The sequence below is a fragment of the Stutzerimonas stutzeri genome, assembly GCF_051028275.1.
GTDB lineage: Bacteria > Pseudomonadota > Gammaproteobacteria > Pseudomonadales > Pseudomonadaceae > Stutzerimonas > Stutzerimonas stutzeri_AS.
The window spans coordinates 4158347-4183162 of record NZ_CP069269.1 but is presented as its reverse complement, the minus strand read 5'-3'; the positions used below and the strand labels follow the sequence as shown (position 1 = coordinate 4183162).

At 62.8% G+C, this 24816-nt stretch carries 26 protein-coding genes; 18 read left to right on the top strand and 8 right to left on the bottom strand.

Annotated features, from left to right (window positions below; all coding sequences use genetic code 11):
* Positions 1-322 precede the first annotated feature (322 nt).
* The 9 genes from prlC (at position 323) to JQR87_RS19450 (ending at position 9801) form a co-directional block, all read left to right on the top strand.
* Positions 323-2371 (top strand): oligopeptidase A, encoded by a 2049-nt coding sequence (gene prlC / locus JQR87_RS19490; RefSeq protein WP_407294092.1) that lies wholly within the window; start codon positions 323-325, stop codon positions 2369-2371.
* Positions 2368-2646 (top strand): YheV family putative zinc ribbon protein, encoded by a 279-nt coding sequence (locus tag JQR87_RS19485; RefSeq protein ID WP_407294094.1) that lies wholly within the window; start codon positions 2368-2370, stop codon positions 2644-2646. The genes prlC and JQR87_RS19485 overlap by 4 nt, the downstream gene beginning before the upstream one ends.
* 16 nt (positions 2647-2662) lie before the next feature.
* Positions 2663-3430 carry a DUF1835 domain-containing protein gene (locus JQR87_RS19480; protein WP_407294096.1) on the top strand — a complete coding sequence of 256 codons (768 nt, stop codon included), beginning with the start codon at positions 2663-2665 and terminating at the stop codon, positions 3428-3430.
* A 269-nt stretch (positions 3431-3699) separates the two neighbouring features.
* Positions 3700-4764 carry a PA0069 family radical SAM protein gene (locus tag JQR87_RS19475; RefSeq protein ID WP_407294098.1) on the top strand — a complete coding sequence of 355 codons (1065 nt, stop codon included), beginning with the start codon at positions 3700-3702 and terminating at the stop codon, positions 4762-4764.
* A gap of 290 nt (positions 4765-5054) precedes the next feature.
* Positions 5055-5312 (top strand): hypothetical protein, encoded by a 258-nt coding sequence (locus JQR87_RS19470; protein WP_407294099.1) that lies wholly within the window; start codon positions 5055-5057, stop codon positions 5310-5312.
* Between the two features lie 213 nt (positions 5313-5525).
* Entirely contained in the window at positions 5526-6659 is a 1134-nt protein-coding gene (gene coxB, locus JQR87_RS19465; RefSeq protein ID WP_407294101.1) for a cytochrome c oxidase subunit II, read from the top strand.
* 12 nt (positions 6660-6671) lie between these two features.
* The gene (ctaD, locus tag JQR87_RS19460; protein WP_407294103.1) at positions 6672-8300 is read left to right on the top strand and encodes a cytochrome c oxidase subunit I; all 1629 of its coding nucleotides are present in this window, start codon (positions 6672-6674) and stop codon (positions 8298-8300) included.
* A gap of 23 nt (positions 8301-8323) precedes the next feature.
* The gene (locus JQR87_RS19455) at positions 8324-8905 is read left to right on the top strand and encodes a cytochrome c oxidase assembly protein (protein WP_407294105.1); all 582 of its coding nucleotides are present in this window, start codon (positions 8324-8326) and stop codon (positions 8903-8905) included.
* Entirely contained in the window at positions 8902-9801 is a 900-nt protein-coding gene (locus tag JQR87_RS19450) for a cytochrome c oxidase subunit 3 (RefSeq protein ID WP_407294108.1), read from the top strand. The genes JQR87_RS19455 and JQR87_RS19450 overlap by 4 nt, the downstream gene beginning before the upstream one ends.
* A gap of 5 nt (positions 9802-9806) precedes the next feature.
* On the opposite strand, the gene JQR87_RS19445 is transcribed toward JQR87_RS19450, so the two are convergent.
* Positions 9807-10010, bottom strand: coding sequence for a twin transmembrane helix small protein (locus JQR87_RS19445; RefSeq protein ID WP_407294109.1), 204 nt, complete (start codon positions 10008-10010; stop codon positions 9807-9809).
* Positions 10011-10092: 82 nt separating this feature from the next.
* On the opposite strand from JQR87_RS19445, the gene JQR87_RS19440 reads away from it, so the two are divergent.
* The 7 genes from JQR87_RS19440 to JQR87_RS19410 all read left to right on the top strand — a co-directional run bounded on the left by JQR87_RS19440 (position 10093) and on the right by JQR87_RS19410 (position 16033).
* Positions 10093-10800 (top strand): SURF1 family protein, encoded by a 708-nt coding sequence (locus tag JQR87_RS19440; RefSeq protein ID WP_434157849.1) that lies wholly within the window; start codon positions 10093-10095, stop codon positions 10798-10800.
* Between the two features lie 5 nt (positions 10801-10805).
* Entirely contained in the window at positions 10806-11387 is a 582-nt protein-coding gene (locus tag JQR87_RS19435; protein WP_407297884.1) for a hypothetical protein, read from the top strand.
* Positions 11388-11444: 57 nt separating this feature from the next.
* Entirely contained in the window at positions 11445-12506 is a 1062-nt protein-coding gene (locus tag JQR87_RS19430; RefSeq protein WP_407294110.1) for a COX15/CtaA family protein, read from the top strand.
* Positions 12507-12516: 10 nt separating this feature from the next.
* Positions 12517-13416 (top strand): heme o synthase, encoded by a 900-nt coding sequence (gene cyoE / locus JQR87_RS19425; protein ID WP_407294112.1) that lies wholly within the window; start codon positions 12517-12519, stop codon positions 13414-13416.
* Positions 13417-13436: 20 nt separating this feature from the next.
* On the top strand, positions 13437-14072 hold the full coding sequence (locus tag JQR87_RS19420; protein WP_407294114.1) for an SCO family protein: 636 nt from the start codon (positions 13437-13439) through the stop codon (positions 14070-14072).
* 156 nt (positions 14073-14228) lie between these two features.
* Entirely contained in the window at positions 14229-15266 is a 1038-nt protein-coding gene (locus JQR87_RS19415) for a FecCD family ABC transporter permease (RefSeq protein WP_407294116.1), read from the top strand.
* Complete coding sequence (locus JQR87_RS19410; RefSeq protein WP_407294118.1) at positions 15266-16033, top strand: heme ABC transporter ATP-binding protein; 768 nt, start codon at positions 15266-15268, stop codon at positions 16031-16033. The genes JQR87_RS19415 and JQR87_RS19410 overlap by 1 nt, the downstream gene beginning before the upstream one ends.
* 112 nt (positions 16034-16145) lie before the next feature.
* On the opposite strand, the gene JQR87_RS19405 is transcribed toward JQR87_RS19410, so the two are convergent.
* From JQR87_RS19405 to JQR87_RS19395, 3 genes are read right to left on the bottom strand one after another with little or no spacing between them, the layout of a single operon-like run.
* Positions 16146-16919 (bottom strand): MetQ/NlpA family ABC transporter substrate-binding protein, encoded by a 774-nt coding sequence (locus JQR87_RS19405; protein WP_407294120.1) that lies wholly within the window; start codon positions 16917-16919, stop codon positions 16146-16148.
* Positions 16920-16962: 43 nt separating this feature from the next.
* Positions 16963-17640, bottom strand: a complete 678-nt coding sequence (locus JQR87_RS19400; RefSeq protein ID WP_407294122.1) for a methionine ABC transporter permease — start codon at positions 17638-17640, stop codon at positions 16963-16965.
* Positions 17640-18659 (bottom strand): methionine ABC transporter ATP-binding protein, encoded by a 1020-nt coding sequence (locus JQR87_RS19395; RefSeq protein WP_407294124.1) that lies wholly within the window; start codon positions 18657-18659, stop codon positions 17640-17642. The genes JQR87_RS19400 and JQR87_RS19395 overlap by 1 nt, the downstream gene beginning before the upstream one ends.
* Positions 18660-18927: 268 nt before the next feature.
* Here JQR87_RS19395 and katE point away from each other — a divergent pair, with 268 nt between their 5' ends.
* Positions 18928-21072, top strand: coding sequence for a catalase HPII (gene katE / locus JQR87_RS19390; protein ID WP_407294126.1), 2145 nt, complete (start codon positions 18928-18930; stop codon positions 21070-21072).
* Positions 21073-21135: 63 nt separating this feature from the next.
* Here the strand turns inward: katE and JQR87_RS19385 are convergent, their stop codons facing one another.
* Genes JQR87_RS19385 through zur form a run of 4 tightly spaced genes read right to left on the bottom strand, consistent with a single transcriptional unit; the run spans position 21136 to position 23690 of the window.
* Positions 21136-21627 carry a YgjP-like metallopeptidase domain-containing protein gene (locus JQR87_RS19385; RefSeq protein ID WP_407294128.1) on the bottom strand — a complete coding sequence of 164 codons (492 nt, stop codon included), beginning with the start codon at positions 21625-21627 and terminating at the stop codon, positions 21136-21138.
* Between the two features lie 16 nt (positions 21628-21643).
* A complete protein-coding gene (gene znuB / locus JQR87_RS19380) occupies positions 21644-22429 on the bottom strand; it encodes a zinc ABC transporter permease subunit ZnuB (RefSeq protein WP_407294130.1) in 786 nt (261 codons plus the stop codon).
* A gap of 8 nt (positions 22430-22437) precedes the next feature.
* Positions 22438-23208 carry a zinc ABC transporter ATP-binding protein ZnuC gene (gene znuC / locus JQR87_RS19375; protein WP_407294132.1) on the bottom strand — a complete coding sequence of 257 codons (771 nt, stop codon included), beginning with the start codon at positions 23206-23208 and terminating at the stop codon, positions 22438-22440.
* Positions 23205-23690, bottom strand: coding sequence for a zinc uptake transcriptional repressor Zur (zur, locus tag JQR87_RS19370; RefSeq protein WP_407294133.1), 486 nt, complete (start codon positions 23688-23690; stop codon positions 23205-23207). The genes znuC and zur overlap by 4 nt, the downstream gene beginning before the upstream one ends.
* A 65-nt stretch (positions 23691-23755) precedes the next feature.
* Here zur and JQR87_RS19365 point away from each other — a divergent pair, with 65 nt between their 5' ends.
* Entirely contained in the window at positions 23756-24781 is a 1026-nt protein-coding gene (locus JQR87_RS19365) for a zinc ABC transporter substrate-binding protein (protein ID WP_407294134.1), read from the top strand.
* Positions 24782-24816 lie beyond the last annotated feature (35 nt).

Here is a 24816-nt window from a genome sequence, read left to right as displayed (position 1 = left end):
CAGTAAGAGCCAGGGGGACGCCTAGTCCTTGCTGGCGATCCATGGCATCGGCATACAACGTGGCCGAAGCGGTGCACGTGTCGCCCAGCAAGCTCTTTCCTTTCGCGGGAACCCGCGCTGCAGGAAACCGTCGCAGTTATAAGCCTTCCAGCCGGGCGGGGCGGGTTCGATGATGCCAAGTGACGCCGCACATTCCTGATCGCATCACACCTGCGGTTTGGTTATTCATAGTGTCACGCTATCGACCCGTTTGCTGGCTGCGCAGTCGAGCAATAGCCTTTAACATGCCTGGCTGAACACTCATTCAAAAGGGGCAACTGCCGTGACCGATACCAATCCGCTGCTTCGGGATTTCGACCTGCCGCCGTACTCCGAGATTCGTCCGGAGCACGTCGAGCCGGCAGTCGATACCGTCCTAGGCGAGAACCGCGTCGCCCTGCAGGAGTTGCTCAGCCGCCCGGCCGAGAGCCTCGACTGGAGCACCCTCGTTGTGGGCCTCGACGAAATGAACGAGCGTCTCAGCCGCGCCTGGGGGCCGGTCAGCCACCTCAATGCGGTGCGTAACAACGCTGAGTTGCGCAGCGCCTACGAGGCCTGCCTGCCCAAGCTGTCTGCCTACGCCACCGAACTGGGTCAGAACGCTGAGCTGTTTGCCGCGTACCAGGCGCTCTCGCTGAGCCCTGAGGCTGACGGCTTCGATGTCGCGCAGAAGACCATTCTCGAGCATACGCTGCGTGACTTCCGCCTGTCCGGTATCGACCTGCCGCCGGCCGAGCAGCAACGCTTCGGCGCGATCCGCATGAAGCTTGCCGAACTGGGCAGCACCTTCTCCAACCAGCTGCTCGACGCCACCCAGGCCTGGACCAAGCACGTCACCGACGAAAGCCTGCTGGCCGGCATCACCGATTCGTCCAAGGCGCAGATGGCCGAAGCCGCCAAGGCCAAGGAGCTGGATGGCTGGCTGATCAGCCTGGAATTCCCCAGCTATTACGCCGTGATGACCTATGCCGACAACCGCGCGTTGCGTGAAGAGGTCTATGTCGCCTATTCCACCCGTGCCTCCGACCAGGGGCCGAATGCCGGCCAGTTCGACAACGGCCCGGTGATGGAGCAGATTCTCGACCTGCGTCAGGAACTGGCGCAGCTGCTGGGCTTCGGCAACTACGCCGAGCTGTCGCTGGCCACCAAGATGGCCGATAGCACCGACCAGGTGCTGGGGTTCCTGCGTGATCTGGCCAAGCGCAGCAAGCCGTTCGCCGAGCGCGATCTGAAGGAGCTGCGCGCCTTTGCCGCCGAGCAGGGCGTCACCGACTTGCAGAGCTGGGACGTCAACTACTTCGGTGAAAAGCTGCGCCAGGCCCGCTACAGCCTGAGCCAGGAAGAGCTGCGTGCCTACTTCCCCGTGGACAAGGTGCTGTCCGGCCTGTTTGCCATCGTCAAGCGCCTGTACGGCATCGAAATTCATGAGCTGGAGGCCTTTGACGGCTGGCATCCGGACGTGCGCCTGTTCGAGATCCGCGAGAAGGGCGAGCACGTCGGGCGCTTCTTCTTCGACCTCTACGCGCGGGCCAACAAGCGCGGCGGTGCCTGGATGGACGGCGCGCGGGACAAGCGCCGTACTTGCCTCGGCACGCTGCAGACGCCGGTGGCCAACCTGGTTTGCAACTTCACCCCACCGGTCGGCGAGCGCCCCGCGCTGCTGACCCATGACGAAGTCACCACGCTGTTCCACGAATTCGGCCATGGCCTGCACCATCTACTGACCCAGGTCGAGCATGCCGGGGCCTCTGGCATCAACGGCGTGGCCTGGGACGCGGTCGAGCTGCCGAGCCAGTTCATGGAGAACTGGTGCTGGGAGCCTGAAGGGCTGGCGTTGATCTCTGGTCACTACCAGACTGGCGAAACGCTGCCCCAGGACATGCTCGACAAGATGCTGGCAGCGAAGAACTTCCAGTCCGGCCTGATGATGGTGCGCCAACTCGAGTTTTCCTTGTTCGACTTCGAACTGCATGCCACCCACGGCGATGGCCGCAGCGTGCTCGAAGTGCTGGAAAGCATCCGCGACGAGGTGTCGGTGATGCGTCCGCCGGCCAGCAACCGCTTCCCCAACAGCTTCGCGCATATCTTCTCCGGTGGGTACGCAGCGGGGTACTACAGCTACAAGTGGGCTGAAGTGCTGTCGTCCGACGCCTTCTCGCGTTTCGAGGAAGAGGGTGTATTCAACGCCGACACCGGGCGCGCCTTCCGTGAGGCCATTCTGGCCCGCGGTGGTTCGCAGGAACCCATGGTGCTGTTCGTCGACTTCCGGGGCCGCGAGCCGTCTACCGACGCCTTGCTGCGTCATCTCGGCCTGACCGAGGACGTGGCATGAGCGACGCGCCGAAAGTGACCACCAAGCGCTTCATCGCCGGGGCTGTATGCCCGGCGTGCAGCGCCAGCGACAGCATCAAGATGTGGGACGTCGATGGCGTTCCGCATCGCGAGTGCGTCGAATGCGGCTACGCCGACACCCTCAATGCCCAGGGCCAGTCGGTGCCGTCTGAACTGGGTACGCGGGTCAACCAGGCCAAGCCAAAGGCGCCCGATCCGCAGGTGCAGGCAGTGCAGTTCTTCCCCAACCCGAAACTGAAGAAAAAACCCGACTGATCGACCGGAGCGCGCCATGTGGCATATCACCTGTGGCGATCTCGCCGCTGACAGCGTTCGGCAGCTGCTGGCCGAGGGCAATGAAGTTCGCGTGCTGCGAGACGATCTGGCGGTCGGGCCGCTCGCGGACATCGAAACCCCACCTTGCAGGATGCGTGTGGCGTTCTGGAAGGGGGTCTGGCCGGTCGGGTTGACGCCTCGGCCTGATTTCTCGGGCATTGCCAGTGACGCCGAATGGCTGGAGGGGCTGCCTGACCAGTCGCGGCAAATAACGGTCTGGCATGGCGACAGCGCCTCCGAACAGTTGATGCTGGCGCGGGTGGCGGCGGCTATGGAAGGTTCGGCGATACCCTTGCACGAGGTTGCATGCGGCACCGGTGACAGTCGAGTCGGCACACGCATGGCAGTGTCCATGCATGCGCCGGATGCCTTGGCTGCGCTTTATCAGCCACGTCTCGTCGAACCGGCTCGCATTGCCGGCCTCGCCAGGCAATGGCGGGAAGCGGTTGAAGAGAACGCTGCGGTACGTCGCTGGATCGATGGGCGTTTCGTTGGTGAAGACAATGCGCAGATTGACCGCGAACTGGTAGCGGCCTGCCGCGACGACTGGATGCCGTTGGCCCGAGCCATGGCGGAGGTCATGGGCCACTGCGACGGCTTCTTTCCCACTGACCTGTTCCTCTACTGGCGGGCTCGTGAGCTGGCAAGGCGCGGGGACATACTGCTCAGCGATGATGCCGAGGCCGAGTACAGCAAGGTGCAGGTGCGTCGGCCTTCAGCCTGACAGGCGCCGCAGTTTCGCGCCCACTGATGCCTTGCTGTGTATTCCGACTGGCGGGGCGGTGGTGGATCGGTGAAGCGTGATCCACACTACGGGGACCGACCTAGCGTGGAGTCGCCGCTTGGTCGCTGTTGTATCCCCGATTGCTCGCCGCGGGCGTTGGTTCGATAAGACGCGATTCACCCGACCCTACGCGACGGGCGGCACGGGGAGGTTGGAGATCCTGCACCGTCTTCTGGTACTGTATGCATATACAGCATTCGGAGCTTGGCATGTATCCGCCAAACAGCACGCCGCGCGGCCGCGGCACAGCCATCAATCCCGACAACCGTTTCGCCCCGACACGCAGTGAAGTCTATGACGACGGCTGGGAACAGGACGTGCCGCCGATGCAAGCCACCGAGGTACGGTTCGAGACGGCCAAGAGCGTGCTCACCCGTAACCAGTCGCCTGATGTCGGCTTCGATCGTTCGGTCAATCCCTATCGAGGCTGTGAGCACGGCTGCATTTACTGTTTCGCGCGGCCCAGCCACGCGTACTGGGACATGTCGCCCGGCATTGATTTCGAGACGCGGCTGATCGCCAAGACCAACCTCGCCGAACGCCTTGAGCAGGAGCTGAGCAAGCCCGGGTACGTGCCGCAGCCCATCGCGCTGGGTGTAAACACCGATGCCTACCAACCCATCGAGCGCGAGCAGCAACTGACCCGAAAGGCGCTGGAAATCCTGCTGCGCTTCAAGCATCCGGTACACATCATCACCAAGGGCTCGCTCGTGCTGCGCGACCTGGATCTGCTGGTGCCGCTGGCCGAGCAGCGACTGGTCAGTGTCTCGGTCAGCCTCACCACATTGGACGACGAACTCAAACGCATCATGGAGCCTCGGGCGGCGTCACCTTCGGCGCGGCTGCGCGTGTTGCGCACGCTCCATCAGGCAGGCGTGCCGGTCAGCGTGATGTGCGCGCCGATGATCCCGATGATCAATGACATGGAGCTCGAGCGCATGCTCGAAGCCGCGCGGGAGGCCGGCGCGCGGTCGGCCGGTTATGTGCTGCTGCGGTTGCCTCACGAAGTAGCGACCCTTTTCGATGAATGGCTGCAGGAGCATTTCCCGCAGCGAGCCGCCCATGTCATGAGCCTGGTGCGCCAATCGCGAGGCGGCAAGGATTACGACAGCCGTTTCGGCAGTCGCATGCGTGGCGAAGGGCAGTTTGCGCAACTGCTCGCCCAGCGCTTCCAGCTGGCCTGTAAGCGACTCGGCTATAACCGCCGTGATCAGAACTACGGCCTGGATTGCACCCGTTTTGCGCCGCCCGGGCAGCAGATGAGCCTGATTTAACCCCCGAAAGAGCGTGGGTTCCGGTTCGCCAGCAGGCTGACGCCTACAGGAAACAAGCTGCCGGAACGAAGCGCCGGGTCATGTGCGGGTGCTGCAGGAGCCAGCGTGCTCGCCAATAGCGTGCGCTCAAGCTGTCCCAGGCAGCGCTTGCATCAGTCTGGCAGGCTGGCGGGAACTAATCACAGCGGTTAGCCCCTGATCTTCAGTCGCAGGCGTGCGTTTGGCGCGCCTTTTTTGCCAGCAGCGCAACGGCGGCCCCGTTGCGCTGCTGCTCGTTCTGGAGAACCGAGTTGGACGTTTTTATCGATTTTCTTCAATGGCCGGCCATGGTGGTCACGGTCCTGGCAGCGTGGCTGATCGGCTCGCTCAAGCCGCAACGACGCACGGTGGGGTTCTGGTGTTTCCTGCTGAGCAATCTGCTTTGGGTGATCTGGGGCTGGTCCGCCGAAGCCTGGGCGCTGATCACGCTGCAGGTGTGCCTGGCCTTGATGAATATCCGTGGGGTCAAGAAAAACGATCACCCCGCAGAGGCCGAAGCCAGGGCCTGAATTGACTAAATTGCCAGTCTTCAAACGCTGTCTATACTCCGATCGTAGGCGTACTGATCGAATCCGACTGTGCGTGCAAAGCGAAGCCTGGCAACCAGGAATTGGGGGGAGCCAGATCGGAGCCTAGTCTGAATGCAGGTGTGAGCGAATGGCTTGCCCGCAGCCGGACAGCAACAGTCGGCGGGATAACAAGAACCATAAGGGGAACCCGCAATGCCGCTACATCCACGAGCCTGGATGGGGATTGGACTGTGTTTGCTATTCGGTCAGGCCCAGGCAGCCTGGGAAGTGAATATGCGCGCTGGCGCCACGGACGTCAGTCACTCCGTATTCAATCTGCACATGACCATCTTCTGGATCTGCGTGATCATCGGCGTGCTGGTGTTTGCGGTGATGTTCTGGTCGATGATTGCCCATCGTCGGTCCAAGCGGCTGGAGTCGGCGCACTTCCATGAAAACACCAAGGTCGAGGTGCTCTGGACCATCATCCCCCTGCTGATTCTGATCGGCATGGCGGTGCCCGCGACCCGCACGCTGATCCATATCTACGACACCAGCGAGTCGGACGTGGATATCCAGATCACCGGCTACCAGTGGAAGTGGCATTACAAGTATCTGGGCGAAGACGTCGAGTTCTTCAGCAACCTCACCACCCCGCGTGAGCAGATCAACAACCTGGCGCCCAAGGGCGAGCACTACCTGCTGGAAGTGGACGAGCCGCTGGTGATTCCACAGGGCGCCAAGGTGCGCTTTCTGATCACCGCGGCGGATGTCATTCATTCCTGGTGGGTGCCGGATCTCGCGGTGAAAAAGGACGCCATCCCAGGCTTCATCAACGAGTCCTGGACCCGTGTCGAGCAGACCGGCATCTACCGCGGGCAGTGCACCGAGCTATGCGGCAAGGACCATGGCTTCATGCCTGTGGTGGTAGAGGTCAAGTCCCAGGAGGACTACGCCACCTGGCTCGGCGAGAAGAAGGCCGAAGCTGCCAAGCTCGCCGAGCTGACCAGCAAGGAGTGGACGCTGGAAGAGCTGACCGCTCGCGGCGAGCAGGTCTACCAGACCAACTGCGCCTCCTGCCACCAGCCAACCGGCCTCGGGCTGCCGCCCATGTTCCCGGCACTCAAGGGCTCGCCGATCGCCACGGGCGATGCGGAAAACCATATCAGCATTGTCGTCAAAGGGTCGCCGGGCACCTCGATGCCGGCGTTCGGGCCGCAGCTGTCGGAGGTCGACATTGCCGCCGTGGTGACCTACGAGCGCAACGCCTGGGGTAACGACACGGGCGACATGGTCACGCCGAAAGACGTGCTCGTCTTCAAACAGGCCGAAGAAGCCACCCAGTAAGAGGATCAGGCGATGAGTGCAGTGATCGACGATCATGGTCATGCCGGGCATGACCATCACCATGGCCCGGCCAAGGGCCTCTCACGCTGGCTGCTGACCACCAACCACAAGGACATCGGTTCGATGTACCTGTGGTTCAGCTTCTGCGCGTTTCTGCTGGGCGGCTCGATGGCGATGGTGATCCGTGCCGAACTGTTCCAGCCGGGCCTGCAGATCGTGCAACCGGAATTCTTCAACCAGATGACCACGATGCACGGCCTGATCATGGTCTTCGGCGCGGTGATGCCGGCCTTCGTCGGCCTGGCGAACTGGATGATCCCATTGATGATCGGCGCACCGGACATGGCGCTGCCGCGGATGAACAACTTCAGTTTCTGGCTGTTACCCGCCGCGTTCGGGTTGCTGGTTTCGACCTTGTTCATGGAGGGTGGCGGGCCGAACTTCGGCTGGACCTTCTACGCGCCCCTGTCGACGACCTTTGCGCCGGAGTCGGTGACCTTTTTCATCTTCGCCATACACCTGATGGGCATCAGTTCGATCATGGGCGCGATCAACGTGGTCGCCACCGTGCTCAATCTGCGCGCGCCCGGCATGACCCTGATGAAGATGCCGCTGTTCGTCTGGACCTGGCTGATCACGGCGTTCCTGCTGATCGCGGTGATGCCGGTGCTGGCGGGTGTGGTGACCATGATGCTGATGGACATCCATTTCGGCACCAGCTTTTTCAGCGCTGCCGGCGGTGGCGATCCGGTCTTGTTCCAGCACGTGTTCTGGTTCTTCGGCCATCCCGAGGTGTACATCATGATCCTGCCGGCGTTCGGCGCGGTCAGCTCGATCATCCCCGCATTCAGCCGCAAGCCGCTGTTCGGCTACACCTCGATGGTCTACGCCACCGGCGCGATTGCGTTCCTCTCGTTCATCGTCTGGTCGCACCACATGTTCACGGTCGGCATCCCGCTGACCGGCGAGCTGTTCTTCATGTACGCCACCATGCTCATCGCGGTTCCCACCGGGGTGAAGGTGTTCAACTGGGTGTCCACCATGTGGCGCGGGTCGCTGACCTTCGAGGCGCCGATGCTGTTCGCGGTAGCCTTCGTCATCCTGTTCACCATCGGCGGGTTCTCCGGGCTGATGCTGGCCATCGCTCCGGCGGACTTCCAGTACCACGACACCTACTTCGTGGTCGCGCACTTCCACTACGTGCTGGTACCGGGCGCCATTTTCGGCATCTTCGCCTCGGCCTACTACTGGCTGCCAAAGTGGACCGGTCACATGTATGACGAAACCCTGGCCAAGCTGCACTTCTGGATGAGCTTCGTCGGAATGAACCTGGCGTTCTTCCCGATGCACTTCGTCGGGCTGGCCGGCATGCCGCGTCGGATTCCGGATTACAACATGATGTTCGCCAACTTCAACATGGTCTCCAGCATCGGAGCCTTCATGTTCGGGGCGACTCAGCTGTTGTTCCTGTTCATTGTCATCAAGTGCATTCGCGGCGGCCCGGCCGCACCGGCCAAGCCCTGGGATGGTGCCGAGGGGCTGGAGTGGAGCGTGCCGTCACCGGCGCCTTACCACACCTTCAGCGTGCCGCCGACCATGGATGAATTGCACGAGCACCGCACGGGGCCGAAACATGACTAGCCTGTCGGCTTCGGGGGCCAGGGATGAGCGCTGAGCTACCGTTGGGGCGCCTGGTACGCCGGTTGTTGCTGGTGGTCGTGGCGATGTTCGCTTTCGGCTTTGCGCTGGTGCCGATCTACGACGTCATGTGCAAGGCCTTCGGCATCAACGGCAAGACGGCAGGCGCCTATGAAGGCGCTCAGACCGCAGACGAGGCGCGCGAAGTGCGGGTGCAGTTTCTCGCCACCAACGCTTCGGGAATGGTCTGGGAATTCAAGCCAGTGGCCGACCAGCTCAGCGTTCATCCCGGTTCGAGTCGGGAGATGCGCTTCATTGCCTACAACCCTACCGACAAACCCATGACCGCCCAGGCGGTGCCCAGCGTGTCGCCATCGAAGGCCGCGGCGTATTTCCACAAGACCGAATGCTTCTGCTTTACCCAGCAAGTGCTGCAACCCGGTGAACGCATCGAAATGCCGGTGCGCTTCATCGTCGATCGTGATCTGCCTGCGGATGTGCGTCACCTGACGCTCGCTTACACCCTGTTCGACATCACGTCTCGCCAACCTCCTGTCGCCGTAATTGATCAGGCGTCTCTGGTGGTGGCCAAGGAGAGTCTGCAATGAGCCAACAGACCACCACGCACGAGCACTATTACGTCCCCGCCCAGAGCAAATGGCCGATCGTGGGGACGGTGGCGCTGCTGACGACCGCCTTCGGTCTGGGCAGCTGGTTCAACGACCTCAAGGCCGGCCGAGACGAGATCAGCGGCCCGGTGATCTTTTTCGTCGGCGCGCTGCTGATCGCCTACATGATGTTCGGTTGGTTTGGTGCAGTGGTGCGTGAAGGGCGCGCCGGACTGTACAGCGCGCAGATGAACCGCTCGTTCCGCTGGGGCATGAGCTGGTTCATCTTTTCCGAGGTCATGTTCTTTCTGGCTTTCTTCGGCGTCCTGTTCTACATCCGCTATTGGGTCGGTCCCTGGCTGGACGGCGAGGGTGACAAGGGCGTCAGCGAGATGCTTTGGCCGAACTTCGAGTACCACTGGCCGCTGCTGAACAACCCGGACCCCGAAATCTATCCGCCTCCGGAAGGCACCATCAGCCCGTGGGGCCTGCCGTTGATCAATACCATCCTGCTGGTCACCTCCAGCTTCACCCTGACCTGGGCGCACCACGCCCTGCGAAAGGAGAACCGCAAGCAGCTCAAGCTTGGGCTGGGCCTGACCGTGCTGCTGGGCGTGATCTTCCTGATCCTGCAGATCGAGGAATACATCCATGCCTATACCGAACTCGGACTGACGCTGGGCTCGGGCATCTACGGTGCGACCTTCTTCATGCTGACAGGTTTTCACGGCGCTCACGTGACCATGGGCGCGATCATCCTGACGGTGATGCTGGTGCGTAGCTTTCGTGGCCACTTCACGCCCGACCAGCATTTCGGTTTCGAGGCGGCAGCCTGGTACTGGCACTTCGTGGATGTGGTGTGGATCGGGTTGTTCGTCTTTGTCTACGTGATCTAGCGCGTTCAGGCGCCGAAACCGGGCTGCAACTGGCCGGAATGAAAGCCCCAGGCGATCAGGGCAATCGCCAACGCGGTCAGGGAGACGCGAACGAAGAGGGCGGTGATCAGGCGAGGGCTGCGGCTCTCGTCCTTGACCAGGAAAAACAAACCACTGAACAGACTGACCAACGTGGCTACTAATAACAGAACAATCGCCACCTTGAGCATGTGCGGGCCCGCCGTGAAAGGTGAACTGGGGGAAGTGGGGGTGCAGTATAGCCAGCCGGATCGATACGCCGCGGGGCAGGGTATGAACGGCTTCAAACCGGGCGTCATACCCACACTCGTGGTGCTCTGCCTGTTGCCGCTACTGGTCTGGCTGGGTTTCTGGCAGCTGGAACGGGCCGACCAGAAGCGCGAGCTGCTGGCGCGTCAGGAGGCGCGCGAAGCGGCAGCGCCGATCGGACCGGAGCAGATCGATATGCTCCAGGAGCCTGCCTACACCCGCGTCAACTTGCAGGGTAGTTTCGACGCTGAGCACAGCTTTCTGCTGGACAGTCGCACCCGCGACGGTCGCGTTGGCGTCGAACTGCTGCAGCCGTTTCGGGACCAGCCCAGTGGCCGTTGGGTGTTGATCAACCGCGGCTGGCTGCCCTGGCCGGACCGGCGCATCCCTCCGAAATTCGATACACCGGATCGCCCACTGAAGCTGGCCGCCTGGATCTACGCGCCATCTGGCGAGCCGTTCATTCTCAACCGGCGAATGGCCGAAGGTTGGCCGCGGCTGATCAACCACGTCGAGGTGCAGGACATCTGGACGTTGCTCGGCCGCGACGGCGTGCAATACCAGCTGCGGCTCGAGCCGGGCCCGGCGGCGTATCGCGCCGACTGGCCGGTGACCTTCATGCAGCCACAGCAGCATGTCGGCTACGCAGTGCAATGGTTTGCGCTGGCAGCGGCATTGCTGGCGTTGTTCATCTACTTCGGCGTGCATCAGGCGCGGGGGAACAAGGCATGACGATGATGAATCCGACCTACGACGTTGAACCGGCGCAACGGCGCCGTGGACGTCTGCAATTGCTGCTGATTGTCGCCGTTGTGATCGGCCCCATGCTGTTGGCAGGCGCCATGTACCGTTTCGGTTTCTGGGTGCCTGAAACCCGCACCTACGACGGTGCCCTGATCGCGACCGGGCAAGGCCGCGACGCCCTTGGCATCACCGCACCGATCACCACCGAACCGCGCTGGGAGCTGCTGGTGACCGCGCCGGATGGCTGCGCGCAGGACTGCCAGCAACTGGTGTACCTGGCCCGCCAGATCAACATCGGGCTTGCCCGCGAAGCAGGCCGGGCCAGCCACGCCATCGCCAGTGCGCAGCCTTTGGCTGCCGATTACGACCAGCGCCTGCAACGCGAGTATCCACAGCTTCAACGCTATCGGGTGGACCCCGCCGTGTATGGCGCCAGCTCCGATATACCGGCCGGGCCGCACCTCTGGATTGTCGATCCACACGGCAATCTGGTGCTGCGTTATGACGCCAAAGCCAATGGCAAAGCGATTCTCGAAGACCTGAAGTACCTGCTAAAAATTTCCCAGATTGGTTGATCCAAGGCACTCAGCCGCCTCGCTGGAGTCCCAAAGAGGTCGCTCAAGGAGAACCAGATGGCAAAACCCGGCTACCGCCTCGCCCTTGTCGCCACGCTATTGGCTGTCGTGGTGGTGCTGCTCGGCGCTTATACCCGCCTGACCCATGCCGGCCTCGGTTGCCCGGACTGGCCCGGCTGCTACGGGTTTCTCAGCGTTCCCATGAGCGAAGACAAGCAAAGCCTGGCCGCGCTGCGCTTCCCCGATGCGCCGTTGGAAGTGCACAAGGGCTGGAACGAGATGGTGCACCGCTATTTCGCCGGTGCGCTGGGGCTGGTCATCCTCGGGCTTGCCGTTCAGGCGCTACGCCGCCGCGCCGAGCCAGGCCAACCGCTGAAGCTCCCGTTGCTGTTGCTGGCTGTCGTCATTGCCCAGGCCGCATTCGGCATGTGGACGGTCACCCTGCAACTCTGGCCGCAGGTGGTGACCGCGCACCTCCTGGGTGGCTTCGCCACCCTGAGCCTGTTGTTTCTGTTGACGCTGCGTCTGTCTGGCCGGCAACCGGCGGTGCCAGATGTGCCTGGAAGGCTCCGTACCTTCGCCCTGATCGGCATGCTCGCGGTGATCGTCCAGGTGGCATTAGGCGGCTGGGTCAGCAGCAATTACGCCGCGGTGGCCTGTACCGATTTTCCGACCTGTCACGGCGAGTGGTGGCCGGAGATGGATTTCGGCAATGCCTTCAACCTGACTCATCACGACATTGGTCCGAATTACCTCGGCGGCATGCTTTACGGTGAAGCGCGTACGGCCATTCACCTGACACATCGGCTCGGCGCGCTCACGGTGACGCTGATTTTGCTGACGCTCGCCTGGCAACTCTGGCGGCACGGGCTGCCGCGTCTGGCCGGGCTACTCGTGGCAGCGCTGGCCCTGCAGATCGGACTGGGCATCAGCAACGTGCTGCTCAATCTTCCGCTGGCCGTTGCGGTCGCCCATAACGGCGGCGGCGCGCTACTGCTCTTGGTGACGGTACTGATCAACCACCGCTTGCGCCTGAACCCGGCGGCCAACGCCGTACTGGCGCCTCAGTCGCCTCTGAATTCGAACACGACGGGCAGGCTCGACCTGCCGCGCGCATAAGGAGAACCCCATGGCCACTCTCACCAGCGAACGCGGTGCCCAGGCAATCTGGCGCGACTATCTGGAGCTGACCAAGCCAAGGGTGGTGCTGCTAATGCTCATCACCTCGTTGGTGGGGATGTTCCTAGCAACACGCGCCGGCGTGCCATGGACGGTGTTGGTGTTCGGCAACCTTGGCATCGCCCTGTGTGCAGGAGGGGCCGCAGCGATCAACCATGTGGTGGACCGGCGCATCGACTCGGTAATGGCGCGTACCAACAAACGTCCTCTTGCCGTTGGACGCGTTTCGCCAGCGGCCGCCTTGCTCTTTGCCCTGCTGCTGGCGGTCGCCGGGATGGCCCTGCTGCTGACCTTCACCAATGCACTGGCGGCCTGGCTGACACTGGCCTCTCTGATCGGCTATGCGGTGATCTACACCGGCTTTCTCAAACGCGCCACGCCGCAGAACATCGTTATCGGCGGCTTGGCCGGCGCGGCGCCACCGCTGCTTGGCTGGGTCGCGGTGACCGGTCAGGTGACCGCCGAACCGCTGCTGCTGGTGCTGATCATCTTCGCCTGGACGCCGCCGCACTTCTGGGCCCTGGCGATTCACCGCAAGGATGAATACGCCAAGGTCAACGTGCCGATGCTGCCGGTGACCCATGGTGAGCATTACACCAAGGTCCATATCCTGCTCTATACCGCGATGCTGCTCGCCGTAAGCGTCATGCCTTTCGCCATTCACATGAGCGGCCCGCTGTATCTGGCTGCGGCGGTGCTGCTGGGCGCGCGCTTCCTCTTCTGGACGGTCGTGCTCTATCGCGACAGCCGCCCTCATGCTGCTATCAAGACGTTCAAATTCAGCATCTGGTATCTGTTCGCGCTGTTCATCGCCTTGCTGGTTGATCATTATCTGCCGCTGACCTTCTAAGCCTGGCGCCAGGGACCTCCATGACACGCATCCAGAAAACCGTACTGATCCTCGTGGCGCTGGTTGCGCTGGTCATCGGGCTTACGGCTTACAAAGTGTTGAATACCGAGCGGCAGCTCGACACCGCCGAGATGCTGGACGCCGGCATCGTCATGCTGCCCCGGGGTCGCGACATGCCGGACCTGACGCTGACCAACCAGAACGGCGAGTCGGTGGCCACCGAGCAGCTGGAAGGGCAGTGGAGCCTGCTGTTCTTCGGCTACACCTTCTGTCCCGATATCTGTCCCGCGACACTGGCGGAACTGCGTCAGCTGCGCGGCAAACTGCCGGAGGACGTCAATCAGCGGCTCCAACCGATCCTTGTTAGCGTCGACCCCGAGCGTGACACGCCTGAACAGTTGAAGAAGTACCTGGACTATTTCGGATCAGGCTTCATCGGCCTGACCGGCCCGCTGGACGATATCCAGACCCTGGCCAACGCGGCAGGTGTGCCCTTCATTCCGGGCGACACCTCCAAGGAAAACTACACCGTCGACCATGGCGGCAACCTCGCCCTGATCGGGCCGGATGGTCGCTTGCGCGGGTTCGTACGCAGCCCGCTGCGTACCGAGAAGCTCGCCGAGCAGCTGCCGGTGCTGCTCAGAAGCGAGGGTTGAGCCCCAGGACAAATGACCCGACCAGTGCGGCTGCGGGTTGGGGTCAGCTCGGGTTCCTGATTGGCAAAGACAGATCCACCCGCCGTTGCCTGCGGAGCTGGCGGCGCTGTCCGCGGCCTTTTATCCTCACGCGCAGGCCCTTACCGACATAACCCGATGACCCGCGTCTTACCCCCGCGTCCGCTGTTCGCACTGCTGACGGTCCTGCTGCTGCTGTCCATCTGGCTATCGTTGGCATTGGGGCCGGTCAGCCTTGCGCCGGGCGACACCTGGCGCGCGCTTCTGAGCCTCGTGGGGTTGAGCGAAGCCGACCCGCAACGCCTCCAGGCTGAGCTCATCCTCGGACAGATCCGTATGCCTCGGACCTTGCTGGGACTCGCTGTTGGTGCGGTGTTGGCCCTGACTGGCGTGGCGATGCAGGGGCTTTTCCGCAATCCGCTCGCTGACCCGGGGTTGATCGGCGTGTCCAGTGGCGCGGCGCTGGGCGCGGCGGTGGCCATCGTCTTTGGCTCCACGGCTGGCGGCATGCCGGCTGCCCTCGAACCCTATTTCCTGTCGGCCAGCGCCTTCGCTGGCGGGGTGGCGGTCACTGCCATGGTCTATCGGCTCGGGCGGCGCGATGGTCAAACCAGCGTCGCCACCATGCTGCTGGCGGGTATCGCACTGACCGCACTGGCCGCAGCGACCATCGGCCTGTTCACCTACCTCGCCGACGACACCACGCTGCGTACCCTGACCTTCTGGAACCTGGGCAGCCTGAACGGGGCTAGCTATGCCCGACTCTGGCCGTTGCTGCTGATTACCGCCGGGGTGGCGCTCTGGCTACCGCGCCGCGCGGCGGCACTCAACGCATTGTTGTTAGGCGAGTCCGAAGCGCGCCACCTTGGCTTTTCGGTCGAAGCGCTCAAGCGCGAGCTGGTGTTTCTCACCGCGCTCGGCGTCGGTGCCGCAGTGGCGGCCGCAGGGCTGATCGGCTTTATCGGCCTCGTCGTGCCGCACCTGATTCGCCTGGTCAGCGGGCCTGATCACCGCGTGCTGTTGCCTGCGTCGGCACTGGCCGGGGCCAGCCTATTGCTGTTTGCCGACCTCCTGGCGCGGCTGCTCCTGGCACCCGCTGAATTGCCGATCGGTATCGTCACCGCACTGCTGGGTGCGCCTTTCTTCTTGTTCCTACTGGTGCGGGGGCGCAGCTGATGCTCCGCGCGGAAAACCTCGAGGTGCGTCGGGGAGCCCGTTGTGTCCTGCAGGGCGTCAACCTTCAATTACCAGCCGGTGAGATCGTTGGCGTGCTGGGGCCCAATGGTGCTGGAAAAAGCACATTGCTCGGCGCGCTCAGCGGGGAGCTTGCCGTCACGACCGGTCAGGTGTGCTTGGCGGATCGGTCACTGCAAGACTGGCCGTCACGCGAACGCGCCCAGCGCCTCGCCGTATTGCCGCAGCAGTCCAGCCTGAGTTTTGGCTTTCGCGTGGAAGAAGTGGTCGCCATGGGCCGACTGCCCCATGCCGAAGGGCGCGCAGCGGACCTGCTCATCGTCGAGCAGGCCTTGGCTGCGGCTGATGCCAGTCACCTCGAAGGCCGCAGCTATCTGTCGCTGTCGGGTGGTGAACGGCAGCGGGTGCACCTGGCCCGCGTGCTGGCGCAGCTGTGGCCAGGGGCCGAAGGTCGGGTCTTGTTGCTCGATGAGCCCACCGCTGCGCTCGATCCATTACATCAGCACAGTACCTTGCAGGCAGTTCGTGGGTTTGCCGAACACGGTGCGGCCGTGCTGGTAATTCTTCATGACCTTAACCTGGCGGCGCGCTACTGCGATCGGCTGTTGCTGCTGCACGACGGCCAGCCACACCTGCAGGGGACCGTCGAAGCGGTGCTGCAGGCAGAGCCCCTGCGTGAGGTGTTTGGTTTGGATGTACTGGTGCAGCGTCATCCAGAGCGAGGGCACCCGCTGGTGGTGGTGCGATAGTACGGGTCGGAGCGAGCATGCTCGGGACGTGTTTGGCTGCTTCGCACGAACCTGCCCGCGGCCGTAAAAAACCCCGCACAAGGCGGGGTTCGGTGGGCTGGCGCTCAGGCGATCAGAACGCCGGAACCACGGCGCCTTCGTACTTCTCGTTGATGAACTTCTTCACGTCTTCGCTGTGCAGCGCTTCGATCAGCTTCTGCATGGCGGCGCTGTCCTTGTTGTCCGGGCGGGCAACCAGGATGTTCACGTAGGGCGAGTCGCTGCCTTCGATGTAGAGGGCGTCTTCGGTGGGGTTGAGCTTGGCTTCGAGGGCGTAGTTGGTGTTGATCAGCGCCAGGTCGACCTGGGTCAGCACACGCGGAAGGGTTGCGGCTTCCAGCTCACGGATCTTGATGTTCTTCGGGTTCTCGGCGATGTCCTTTGGTGTGGCGGTAATGCCCGCGCCGTCCTTCAGCTTGATCACACCGGCCTTCTGCAGCAGCAGCAGCGCACGGCCGCCGTTGGTGGCGTCGTTGGGGATGACCACGGTCGCGCCATTGGGCAGTTCGTCCAGCGACTTGTGCTTGCTCGAGTAAGCGCCGAAGGGCTCGATGTGTACGCCGGCAACGCTGACCAGCTCGGTGCCCTTGCCCTTGTTGAATTCATCCAGGTACGGCTGGTGCTGGAAAAAGTTGGCGTCCAGGCGCTTCTCGGATACCTGGATGTTTGGCTGCACATAATCGGTGAAGACCTTCACCTTCAGGTCGACGCCCTGTTCGGCCAGCTGGGGTTTGACGAATTCAAGGATTTCCGCGTGTGGAACAGCCGTCGCGGCGACGTTCAGTTCGTCGGCGGCTTGGGCGGAGAACGCCGCGACAGCGGCAAATGCAGCAAGCAGTTTTTTCATGGAGGGTTCCTTGTGGGTTCCTGTATCGGTGCCGGTTAGGCAGTTATTTTCTTGAAAAATGCGTCACCAGCTTGTCGCCGATGCTCTGTAGGACCTGAACCAGCACCAGCAACAGCACAACGGTGACAACCATGACGTCGGTCTGAAAACGCTGATAGCCGAAGCGGATGGCCAGATCACCCAGCCCGCCCGCGCCCACCACGCCAGCCATGGCGGTATAGGAAACCAGCGTGATGGCGGTGACGGTTACGGCGGCAATGATGCCGGGGCGGGCTTCGGGCAGCAGTGCATTGAAGATGATCTGGCGCGTGGTGGCGCCCATGGCCTGGGTGGCCTCGATGATGCCGCGGTCGACTTCGCGAAGCGCGGTTTCCACCAGTCGTGCAAAGAAGGGTGCCGCGCCCACCACCAACGGTGGAATTGCCCCGGCGACGCCCAGCGAGGTGCCGGTAACCAGTACCGTGAAGGGGATCATCACGATCAGCAGAATGATGAACGGCAGCGAGCGCAGCACGTTCACGACGAATGACAGAAAGCCATACAGCGGGCCGTTCTCGAACAGCTGGCGCGGGCCGGTGAGAAACAGCAGCACGCCCAGCGGCAGGCCGAGGAGGATGGTGAACAGCAGCGATCCGCCGAGCATCAGCAGGGTGTCCACGGTCGCCAGCCAGATCTCGTACCAGTCGACATTTCCCAATAAAGAGCTGAACAAAGCGTCCATCAGCGCAGCACCTCAACGTGTACGTCAGCAGCATCCAACTGGGCCAGGGCCGCCGCCATGTCGCCTCCCACCAGCGCCAAGGTCAGCTGGCCGTAGGGGGTGTCCTTGATGCGGTCGATGCGACCCGAGAGGATGCTGAAATCCACACCGGTCTCTCGTGCAACGGTGCCAAGCAGCGGTTTGTAGGTGGCTTCACCCTGGAAAGTCAGGCGCAGAATCCGGCCGGGTACGTGGGCGAAATCGTCATGCTGTTCGCCCTCGTCAATCGCCTCGTCTTCCAGCACGAAACGCTGGGTCGTCGGATGCTTGGGATGCAGGAAGACGTCGGTGACAGGCCCCTGCTCGACAATCGCACCGCCATCCATCACCGCCACGCGGTCGCATACGCGGCGAATCACGTCCATCTCATGGGTGATCAGCACGATGGTCAGCTTCAGCTCGGCATTGATCTCCGCCAGCAACTGCAGCACCGAGGCCGTGGTCTGCGGATCGAGTGCGCTGGTGGCTTCGTCGCAGAGCAGGATGTCCGGCTCGGTCGCCAGCGCCCGGGCGATCCCGACGCGCTGCTTCTGGCCACCGGACAGCTGCGCCGGGTACTTGCGTGCCTGATCCTTGAGGCCGACACGTTCGAGCAGGGCGGCCACACGGCTGTCGATCTCGCTGCGTGAATGGTTGCCGGCCAGGCGTAGGGGCATGGCGACATTATCGGCCACAGTCTTGGACATCAGCAGGTTGAAATGCTGAAAGATCATCCCGACGCGCTGGCGGAAGCGGCGCAGGCCGTTGGCGTCGAGCGCGGTGACATCTTCTCCGTTGACCAGAATGTGCCCACCGGACGGTTCTTCCAGACGGTTGATCAGGCGCAGCAGGGTGCTCTTGCCTGCACCGGAATGGCCGATCAGGCCAAACACTTCGCCGGCACCGATGGCCAGGTCGGTCGGCTTGAGCGCAGGCACTTCACGCATAGTGCCCCGGCCGGCAACCCGATAGGTTTTGTGGACTTGCTGAAATTCGATCACGGGCGAACCTTGTGGGTGCGGTCGTATGTGCCTGGAATGTGGCGAAAGGCGTGCATTCTACGCGTTTGCGGCGGGCGGGCGTAGTGAACTGCAGTCATTGAGCTAAGCCATCAGGGGCATAGGTTGTATAAATCGTCGCAGGCCGCAACCTTGAGCGGCTTTGTCATGTCACTAACCGGTACGCCGTGAATTGATCAAGCTTCGGCCTCGGCAAATGAGGCCAGGTTCCTTCGCGGTTAAGCGCAGCCATGCTCAACCGAGGCCCAAGATGACCGACAAGAAAGATCCAAAACACAGCGAACTCGCCGGTACCGATACCGTTGATCGCTCCAACCACAACGCCAAGCTCGACCAGCTCGAACGCTTTCGCTCCGACGCCACTGGTGAAGCGCTGAGCACCAACCAGGGTGTGAAAATCGCTGACAACCAGAACACCCTGAAGGCCGGAGAACGGGGCCCGTCGCTGCTTGAAGATTTCATCATGCGCGAGAAGCTGACCCACTTCGACCACGAGCGCATCCCCGAACGCATCGTCCATGCACGTGGTTCCGCCGCCCATGGCGTCTTCACCAGTTATGACGACCACAGTGCGCTGACAAAAGCCTCGTTTCTCTCCGGCAAAGGCAAAGAGACGCCCGTTTTCGTGCGCTTTTCCACCGTCCAAGGCTCACGCGGTTCGGCTGACACCGTGCGAGACGTGCGTGGTTTCGCCACTAAGTTCTATACGGACGAGGGTATCTTCGATCTGGTTGGCAACAACATGCCGGTGTTCTTCATCCAGGACGCGATCAAGTTTCCGGACTTCGTGCATGCGGTCAAACCGGAGCCACACAACGAGATCCCACAGGGGCAGTCGGCCCACGACAACTTCTGGGATTTCGTCTCGCTGACGCCAGAATCGGCGCATATGGTGCTCTGGACCATGTCCGACCGGGCGATTCCGCGCAGCTACCGCGCCATGGAAGGGTTTGGCGTGCATACCTTCCGCCTGATCAATGCCGAGGGTGTGAGCCGCTTCGTCAAGTTCCACTGGAAGCCGGTAGCGGGCGCCTTCTCGCTGGTCTGGGACGAGACCCTGAAGCTGGCCGGCAAGGACCCTGACTTTAACCGCCGCGACATGTGGGAATCCATCGAGATGGGTGACTATTTCGAGTGGGAGCTCGGCGTGCAGGTGGTCGAAGAGGCTGACGAACACAAGTTCGACTTCGACCTGCTCGACCCGACCAAGATCATCCCTGAAGAGCTGGTGCCGGTGCAGAAGCTCGGCAAGATGACGCTCAACCGCAACCCGGACAATTTCTTCGCCGAGACCGAACAGGCGGCGTTCCACATCGGCCATATCGTGCCCGGTATCGACTTCACCAACGATCCGCTGTTGCAGGGCCGGCTGTTCTCCTACACCGACACGCAGCTGCTGCGCCTGGGTGGGCCGAACTTCCATGAAATCCCGATCAACCGCTCGATCGCGCCAGTGCACAACAATCAGCGCGATGCCTTTCACCGGCAGACGATAAACAAGGGCCGCGCCAACTACGAGCCCAACTCCATCGACTGCGGCTGGCCGAAGGAAACCCCACCGGCTGCCAGCGGTGGTGGCTTCGAGAGATATCCGGAGCGCATGGAGGGTCACAAGGTTCGTCAGCGCAGCGCGTCATTCGGTGACCATTTTTCCCAGGCCACGCTGTTCTGGAACAGCATGAGCGCGCCGGAAAAGGAGCACATCATCGGCGCCTACAGCTTCGAGCTGGGCAAGGTGGAGCGCGTTTTCATCCGTGAGCGTCAGGTCAAAGAGATTCTGGCCAACATCGATCTTGAACTGGCCCGTCGGGTGGCCGAGAACATCGGCGTGACGCCGCCCACGGCGCCAACCGTCAACACACGACAGCCGACCCCGGCGAGCTCACCCGCGCTGAGCCTGGTGAATCATCTGTCGGGCAACATCAAGTCGCGCAAAGTGGCGATCCTTATCGCCAACGGCGTAGACGGCAAGGCGATCGATGCGTTCAAGAAGAAGCTGGCGGACGAGGGTGCTCTGGCCAAGCTGATCGGCCCGTCACCGGCGCCGGTGAAAACGGCCGACGGCACCCTGCTGACGCCAGACGCCGCGATGGACGGTATGCCTTCCATCGCCTTCGACGCGGTGTTCGTACCGGGCGGTGCGCAAAGCGTGCAGGCGATGGCCAAGAACGGGGTGGCCAAGCACTACCTGCTCGAGGCCTACAAGCATCTCAAGCCGATTGCGGTGCTTGGAGAAGCCCGTCAGCTGCTCACGGCGCTGAACCTGCCGGAAGATGCAGGCCTGGTGACCGGTGAGGACAGTGACGTGGGGACCGTATTCACCGCGTTCGCACAGGCCCTGGCGCAACATCGGATCTGGGCGCGCGAGCCGGCCGCGGAGCAGGTGCCGGCATAACCTCAGCCGTGTGAAACAAGCGGCCCGGTTGATCCGGGCCGTCTTTTTTCTGTTGATTGTGCGTCAGGCGATTTCCCGCCAGTGCAGATAGCAGCGCAGGTCGAACTCGGTCTGTGCGTAGCCCGGCATCATGTGCTCGCAGAGCTTGTAGAACGCCCGGTTGTGGTCGCTCTCGCGCAGGTGCGCCAGCTCATGCACGACGATCATCTGCAGGAATTCCGGTGCCGCTTCCTTGAACAGCGCGGCGACGCGAATCTCTTTCTTTGCCTTCAGTTTGCCGCCCTGTACCCGCGACACCGCAGTGTGGAGACCCAACGCGCGATGGGTAAGATCCAGGCGATTGTCATAGAGCACCTTGTCGATCGACGGCGCGCTTTTCAGGTGGAGCTGCCGTAGCTGCTGCACATAGCCGTACAGCGCCTTGTCACTCTGCACCTGATGGCGTTGCGGATAGCGTCGCTCGAGGTAGTCTCCCAGCCGCCGCTCCTCGATCAGACGCTGCACCTGCTGTTGCAGCGACTCAGGGTAGCCGTGCAGGTATTTCAATGGCTTCATCGCACCTGTCATCGGGCTATGCCCTGCGTGGCAAGGCGAAACTGAGCAGGAACATGGCCGCAGCAGACACCACGATGGACGGTCCGGCCGGCGTGTCCTGATACCAGGACAAGGCCAGCCCACAACAGACCGCCAGCAGCCCCAACAGGCTCGCACCCAGCGCCATCTGTTCCGGGGTGCGAGCATGACGTTGGGCAGCCGCAGCCGGGATGATCAGCAGTGAGGTGATCAGCAGCACGCCGACAATCTTCATCGCTACGGCAATCACAATGGCGATCAGCAGCATCAACGCCAGGCGGATACTGGCGACGGGTAGGCCCTCGACCCTTGCGAGTTCCTCATGCACCGTGACCGCGAGTAGCGGGCGCCAGAGGAACGCCAGCGCGACCAGCACCAGGGCGGAGCCGCCGACGATCCAGGCCAGGTCAGTGGGGCTGACGGCCAGCAGATCGCCGAACAGATAGCCTATCAGGTCGATTCGTACGTCCTTCATGAAGCTCAGCGACACCAGACCGAGCGACAGGCTGCTATGGGCCAGGATGCCCAGCAGCGTGTCCGAGGCCAGCGGCTGGCGTTGTTGCAGCGTCACCAGCAGCACCGCGAGCAACACGCAGCAGAAGGTCACGGCCAGCGTCAGGTTAACCTCCAGCATCAAACCCAGTGCCACTCCCAGCAGCGCGGAATGGGACAGGGTGTCGCCAAAGTAGGCCATCCGCCGCCAGACCACGAAGGAGCCAAGCGGGCCGGCGACCAGCGCCAGCGCGAGGCCGGCGAATAGGGCATTGAGAAGGAAGTCAGGCATCAGTGATATCAGTGCTTGCAGTTCGGGCCGTGAACGTGGGGTTTGCCGGTGACTACGCTGCCATGCAGGTCGTGGCTGTGGTCGTGCTGATGGTGATAGACCGCCAGGCTGCGTGCGTCCTGGCCAAACAGCTCGACGAAGGCGGGATCAGTGCTGACCTGCTCGGGATGGCCGGAGCAACAGACATGGCGATTCAGGCAGACCACCTGGTCGGTGGCGCTCATGACCAGATGCAGGTCATGGGACACCATCAGCACCCCGCAGCCGTAGCGGTCACGGAGTCGTCCGATCAGCCGGTACAGGTCGGCCTGGCCGGCGACGTCGACGCCCTGGACTGGCTCGTCCAGCACCAGCAGTTCCGGTTGGCGGAGCAATGCGCGGGCCAACAGGACCCGTTGCATTTCGCCACCCGAGACTGACTGCAGCGGGCTGTCGATGACATGCTCTGCACCGACCTCGGTCAGTGCGGCCAGCGCACCGGGGCGATCCACACCGGGCACCAGGCGCAGGAAGCGCAGCACCGACAGTGGCAGCGTCGGGTCGACGTGCAGCTTCTGCGGCATGTAGCCGACACGCAGCCGTGGCTTGCGCCAGACGGTGCCCCTGTCCGGCTTGAGCAGGCCCAGTACGGCGCGCACCAGAGTGGTCTTGCCGGCCCCGTTGGGGCCGATCAGTGTGACGATCTCGCCACGTTGGACCTGCAGCTGGGCGCCTTCGAGCACCGACTGATTGGCGAAGCGCACATGGATGTCATCCAGGCGAATCAACGCTTCGTTCATGCCGCGTTCCGGCAGGGCGCGCACAGACCAACCACTTCGACCGTCTGGCCTTCAACGTGGAAGTCCACGCTGCTCGCCGCCTGCACGATCGCCTCACTGATGGCTGGCTGCTCCAGCTCGATGGCGGTGTGGCAATTGCGGCAGATGAGGAACTGGCCCTGGTGGGGGTGCTCTGGATGGTTGCAGCCAACGAAAGCGTTGAGTGAGGCGATACGGTGCACCAGGCCGTTCTCGAGCAGAAAATCCAGTGCACGGTAGACCGTGGGCGGCGCGGCGCGGCGGCCATCCTGAGCCGTCAGCTCGGCGAGAATGTCATAGGCGCCGAGCGGCTTGTGGCTTTGCCAGACCAATTCCAGCACGCGTTTGCGCAGGGCAGTCAGGCGTACACCCGAGCGCGCGCAAAGCTGATCGGCTTCGGCCAGCGCATTACTGACGCAGTGATCATGGTCGTGGGGCGTGCAGGCCAGCGGAGACTTGGGCATGAGCGGAGACGAGGTGGCTGAGAGACGTTATTATGTTACCCATTCAGATCAGCCGAGTGTTGCCCGTGTTCCGTCTTTTTTCGATACCGCTTCTCGTGACTGCCGGCCTTTTCAGCAGTGCCCACGCCCATGCCGAGCTCGAGGTGCTGACCAGTATCAAGCCCTTGCAACTGATAGCCGCTGCCGTTCAGGACGGCGTTGGCAAGCCCGCTGTGCTGCTGCCGCCTGGCGCCTCGCCCCACCATTACGCGATGCGCCCATCCGACGTACGGCAGATCCGCAGTGCCGATTTGTTCTACTGGATCGGTCCGGACATGGAGACTTTTCTCGAGCCGGTGTTGCAGGGTCGCAAGGGGCCCAGCGTGGCGGTGCAGTCCCTGCCTGGGCTGACCTTGCGCCACTTCGGCGAGGCATCCGGCGAGCACGAGCACGACCATCACGACGAGCATGCACACGAGCCACAGGGTGCCCACGACGAGCATGGACATGGCGATCATGACGACCATGCCCATGAAGCAACCGACGCCCATGCAGCCGATCACGACGAACACGACCATGCCCACCGCCCCGGCAGTCTGGACGCGCACCTCTGGTTGTTGCCCGCCAATGCCGTAGCGATCGCCGAAGAAATGGCAGATGACATGGCCAAAGCCGATCCAGCCAACGCCGAGCACTACCGAGCCAACTTCGCATCGTTCAAGCAGCGGTTGGATGCGCTCGATAAGCGGCTCAGCCAGCGTCTGAGCGAAACCCGAACCAAGCCATTCTTCGTCTTCCACGAGGCCTACGAGTATTTCGAAGCCGCGTATGGAATCAAACACGCGGGCGTGTTCAGCGCAGGTGGCGAAGCCCAGCCCGGTGCGCGGCACGTCGCCGCGATGCGTGAACGCCTGGAGCAGGCAGGCCCAAGCTGCGTGTTCTACGAGCCTCCGGCTCGTCCGCGCCTTGCCGATAGCCTGACTCGCGGGCTGCCCGTGAAAGTCGCGAAGCTGGATGCGCTGGGTTACGGCATCGACGCCTCGGCGGGCGGCTACGAGCAGTTGATCGAGGATCTCGGTAGCTCGCTGGCGGGTTGCCTGGAATCACTCTGAGTCCCCGTCGCAGAGCCTGGCGACCAGGATGTCGC

Bases quoted from the DNA above. Each gene is read 5' to 3' on its own strand.
- JQR87_RS19485 (WP_407294094.1), top strand. From the start codon at position 2,368: ATGAGCGACGCGCCGAAAGTGACCACCAAGCGCTTCATCGCCGGGGCT.
- JQR87_RS19480 (WP_407294096.1), top strand. From the start codon at position 2,663: ATGTGGCATATCACCTGTGGCGATCTCGCCGCTGACAGCGTTCGGCAG.
- JQR87_RS19475 (WP_407294098.1), top strand. From the start codon at position 3,700: ATGTATCCGCCAAACAGCACGCCGCGCGGCCGCGGCACAGCCATCAAT.
- coxB (WP_407294101.1), top strand. From the start codon at position 5,526: ATGCCGCTACATCCACGAGCCTGGATGGGGATTGGACTGTGTTTGCTA.
- ctaD (WP_407294103.1), top strand. From the start codon at position 6,672: ATGAGTGCAGTGATCGACGATCATGGTCATGCCGGGCATGACCATCAC.
- JQR87_RS19455 (WP_407294105.1), top strand. From the start codon at position 8,324: ATGAGCGCTGAGCTACCGTTGGGGCGCCTGGTACGCCGGTTGTTGCTG.
- JQR87_RS19450 (WP_407294108.1), top strand. From the start codon at position 8,902: ATGAGCCAACAGACCACCACGCACGAGCACTATTACGTCCCCGCCCAG.
- JQR87_RS19445 (WP_407294109.1), bottom strand. From the start codon at position 10,010: ATGCTCAAGGTGGCGATTGTTCTGTTATTAGTAGCCACGTTGGTCAGT.
- JQR87_RS19440 (WP_434157849.1), top strand. From the start codon at position 10,093: ATGAACGGCTTCAAACCGGGCGTCATACCCACACTCGTGGTGCTCTGC.
- JQR87_RS19435 (WP_407297884.1), top strand. From the start codon at position 10,806: ATGAATCCGACCTACGACGTTGAACCGGCGCAACGGCGCCGTGGACGT.
- JQR87_RS19430 (WP_407294110.1), top strand. From the start codon at position 11,445: ATGGCAAAACCCGGCTACCGCCTCGCCCTTGTCGCCACGCTATTGGCT.
- cyoE (WP_407294112.1), top strand. From the start codon at position 12,517: ATGGCCACTCTCACCAGCGAACGCGGTGCCCAGGCAATCTGGCGCGAC.
- JQR87_RS19420 (WP_407294114.1), top strand. From the start codon at position 13,437: ATGACACGCATCCAGAAAACCGTACTGATCCTCGTGGCGCTGGTTGCG.
- JQR87_RS19415 (WP_407294116.1), top strand. From the start codon at position 14,229: ATGACCCGCGTCTTACCCCCGCGTCCGCTGTTCGCACTGCTGACGGTC.
- JQR87_RS19410 (WP_407294118.1), top strand. From the start codon at position 15,266: ATGCTCCGCGCGGAAAACCTCGAGGTGCGTCGGGGAGCCCGTTGTGTC.
- JQR87_RS19405 (WP_407294120.1), bottom strand. From the start codon at position 16,919: ATGAAAAAACTGCTTGCTGCATTTGCCGCTGTCGCGGCGTTCTCCGCC.
- JQR87_RS19400 (WP_407294122.1), bottom strand. From the start codon at position 17,640: ATGGACGCTTTGTTCAGCTCTTTATTGGGAAATGTCGACTGGTACGAG.
- katE (WP_407294126.1), top strand. From the start codon at position 18,928: ATGACCGACAAGAAAGATCCAAAACACAGCGAACTCGCCGGTACCGAT.
- JQR87_RS19385 (WP_407294128.1), bottom strand. From the start codon at position 21,627: ATGAAGCCATTGAAATACCTGCACGGCTACCCTGAGTCGCTGCAACAG.
- znuB (WP_407294130.1), bottom strand. From the start codon at position 22,429: ATGCCTGACTTCCTTCTCAATGCCCTATTCGCCGGCCTCGCGCTGGCG.
- znuC (WP_407294132.1), bottom strand. From the start codon at position 23,208: ATGAACGAAGCGTTGATTCGCCTGGATGACATCCATGTGCGCTTCGCC.
- zur (WP_407294133.1), bottom strand. From the start codon at position 23,690: ATGCCCAAGTCTCCGCTGGCCTGCACGCCCCACGACCATGATCACTGC.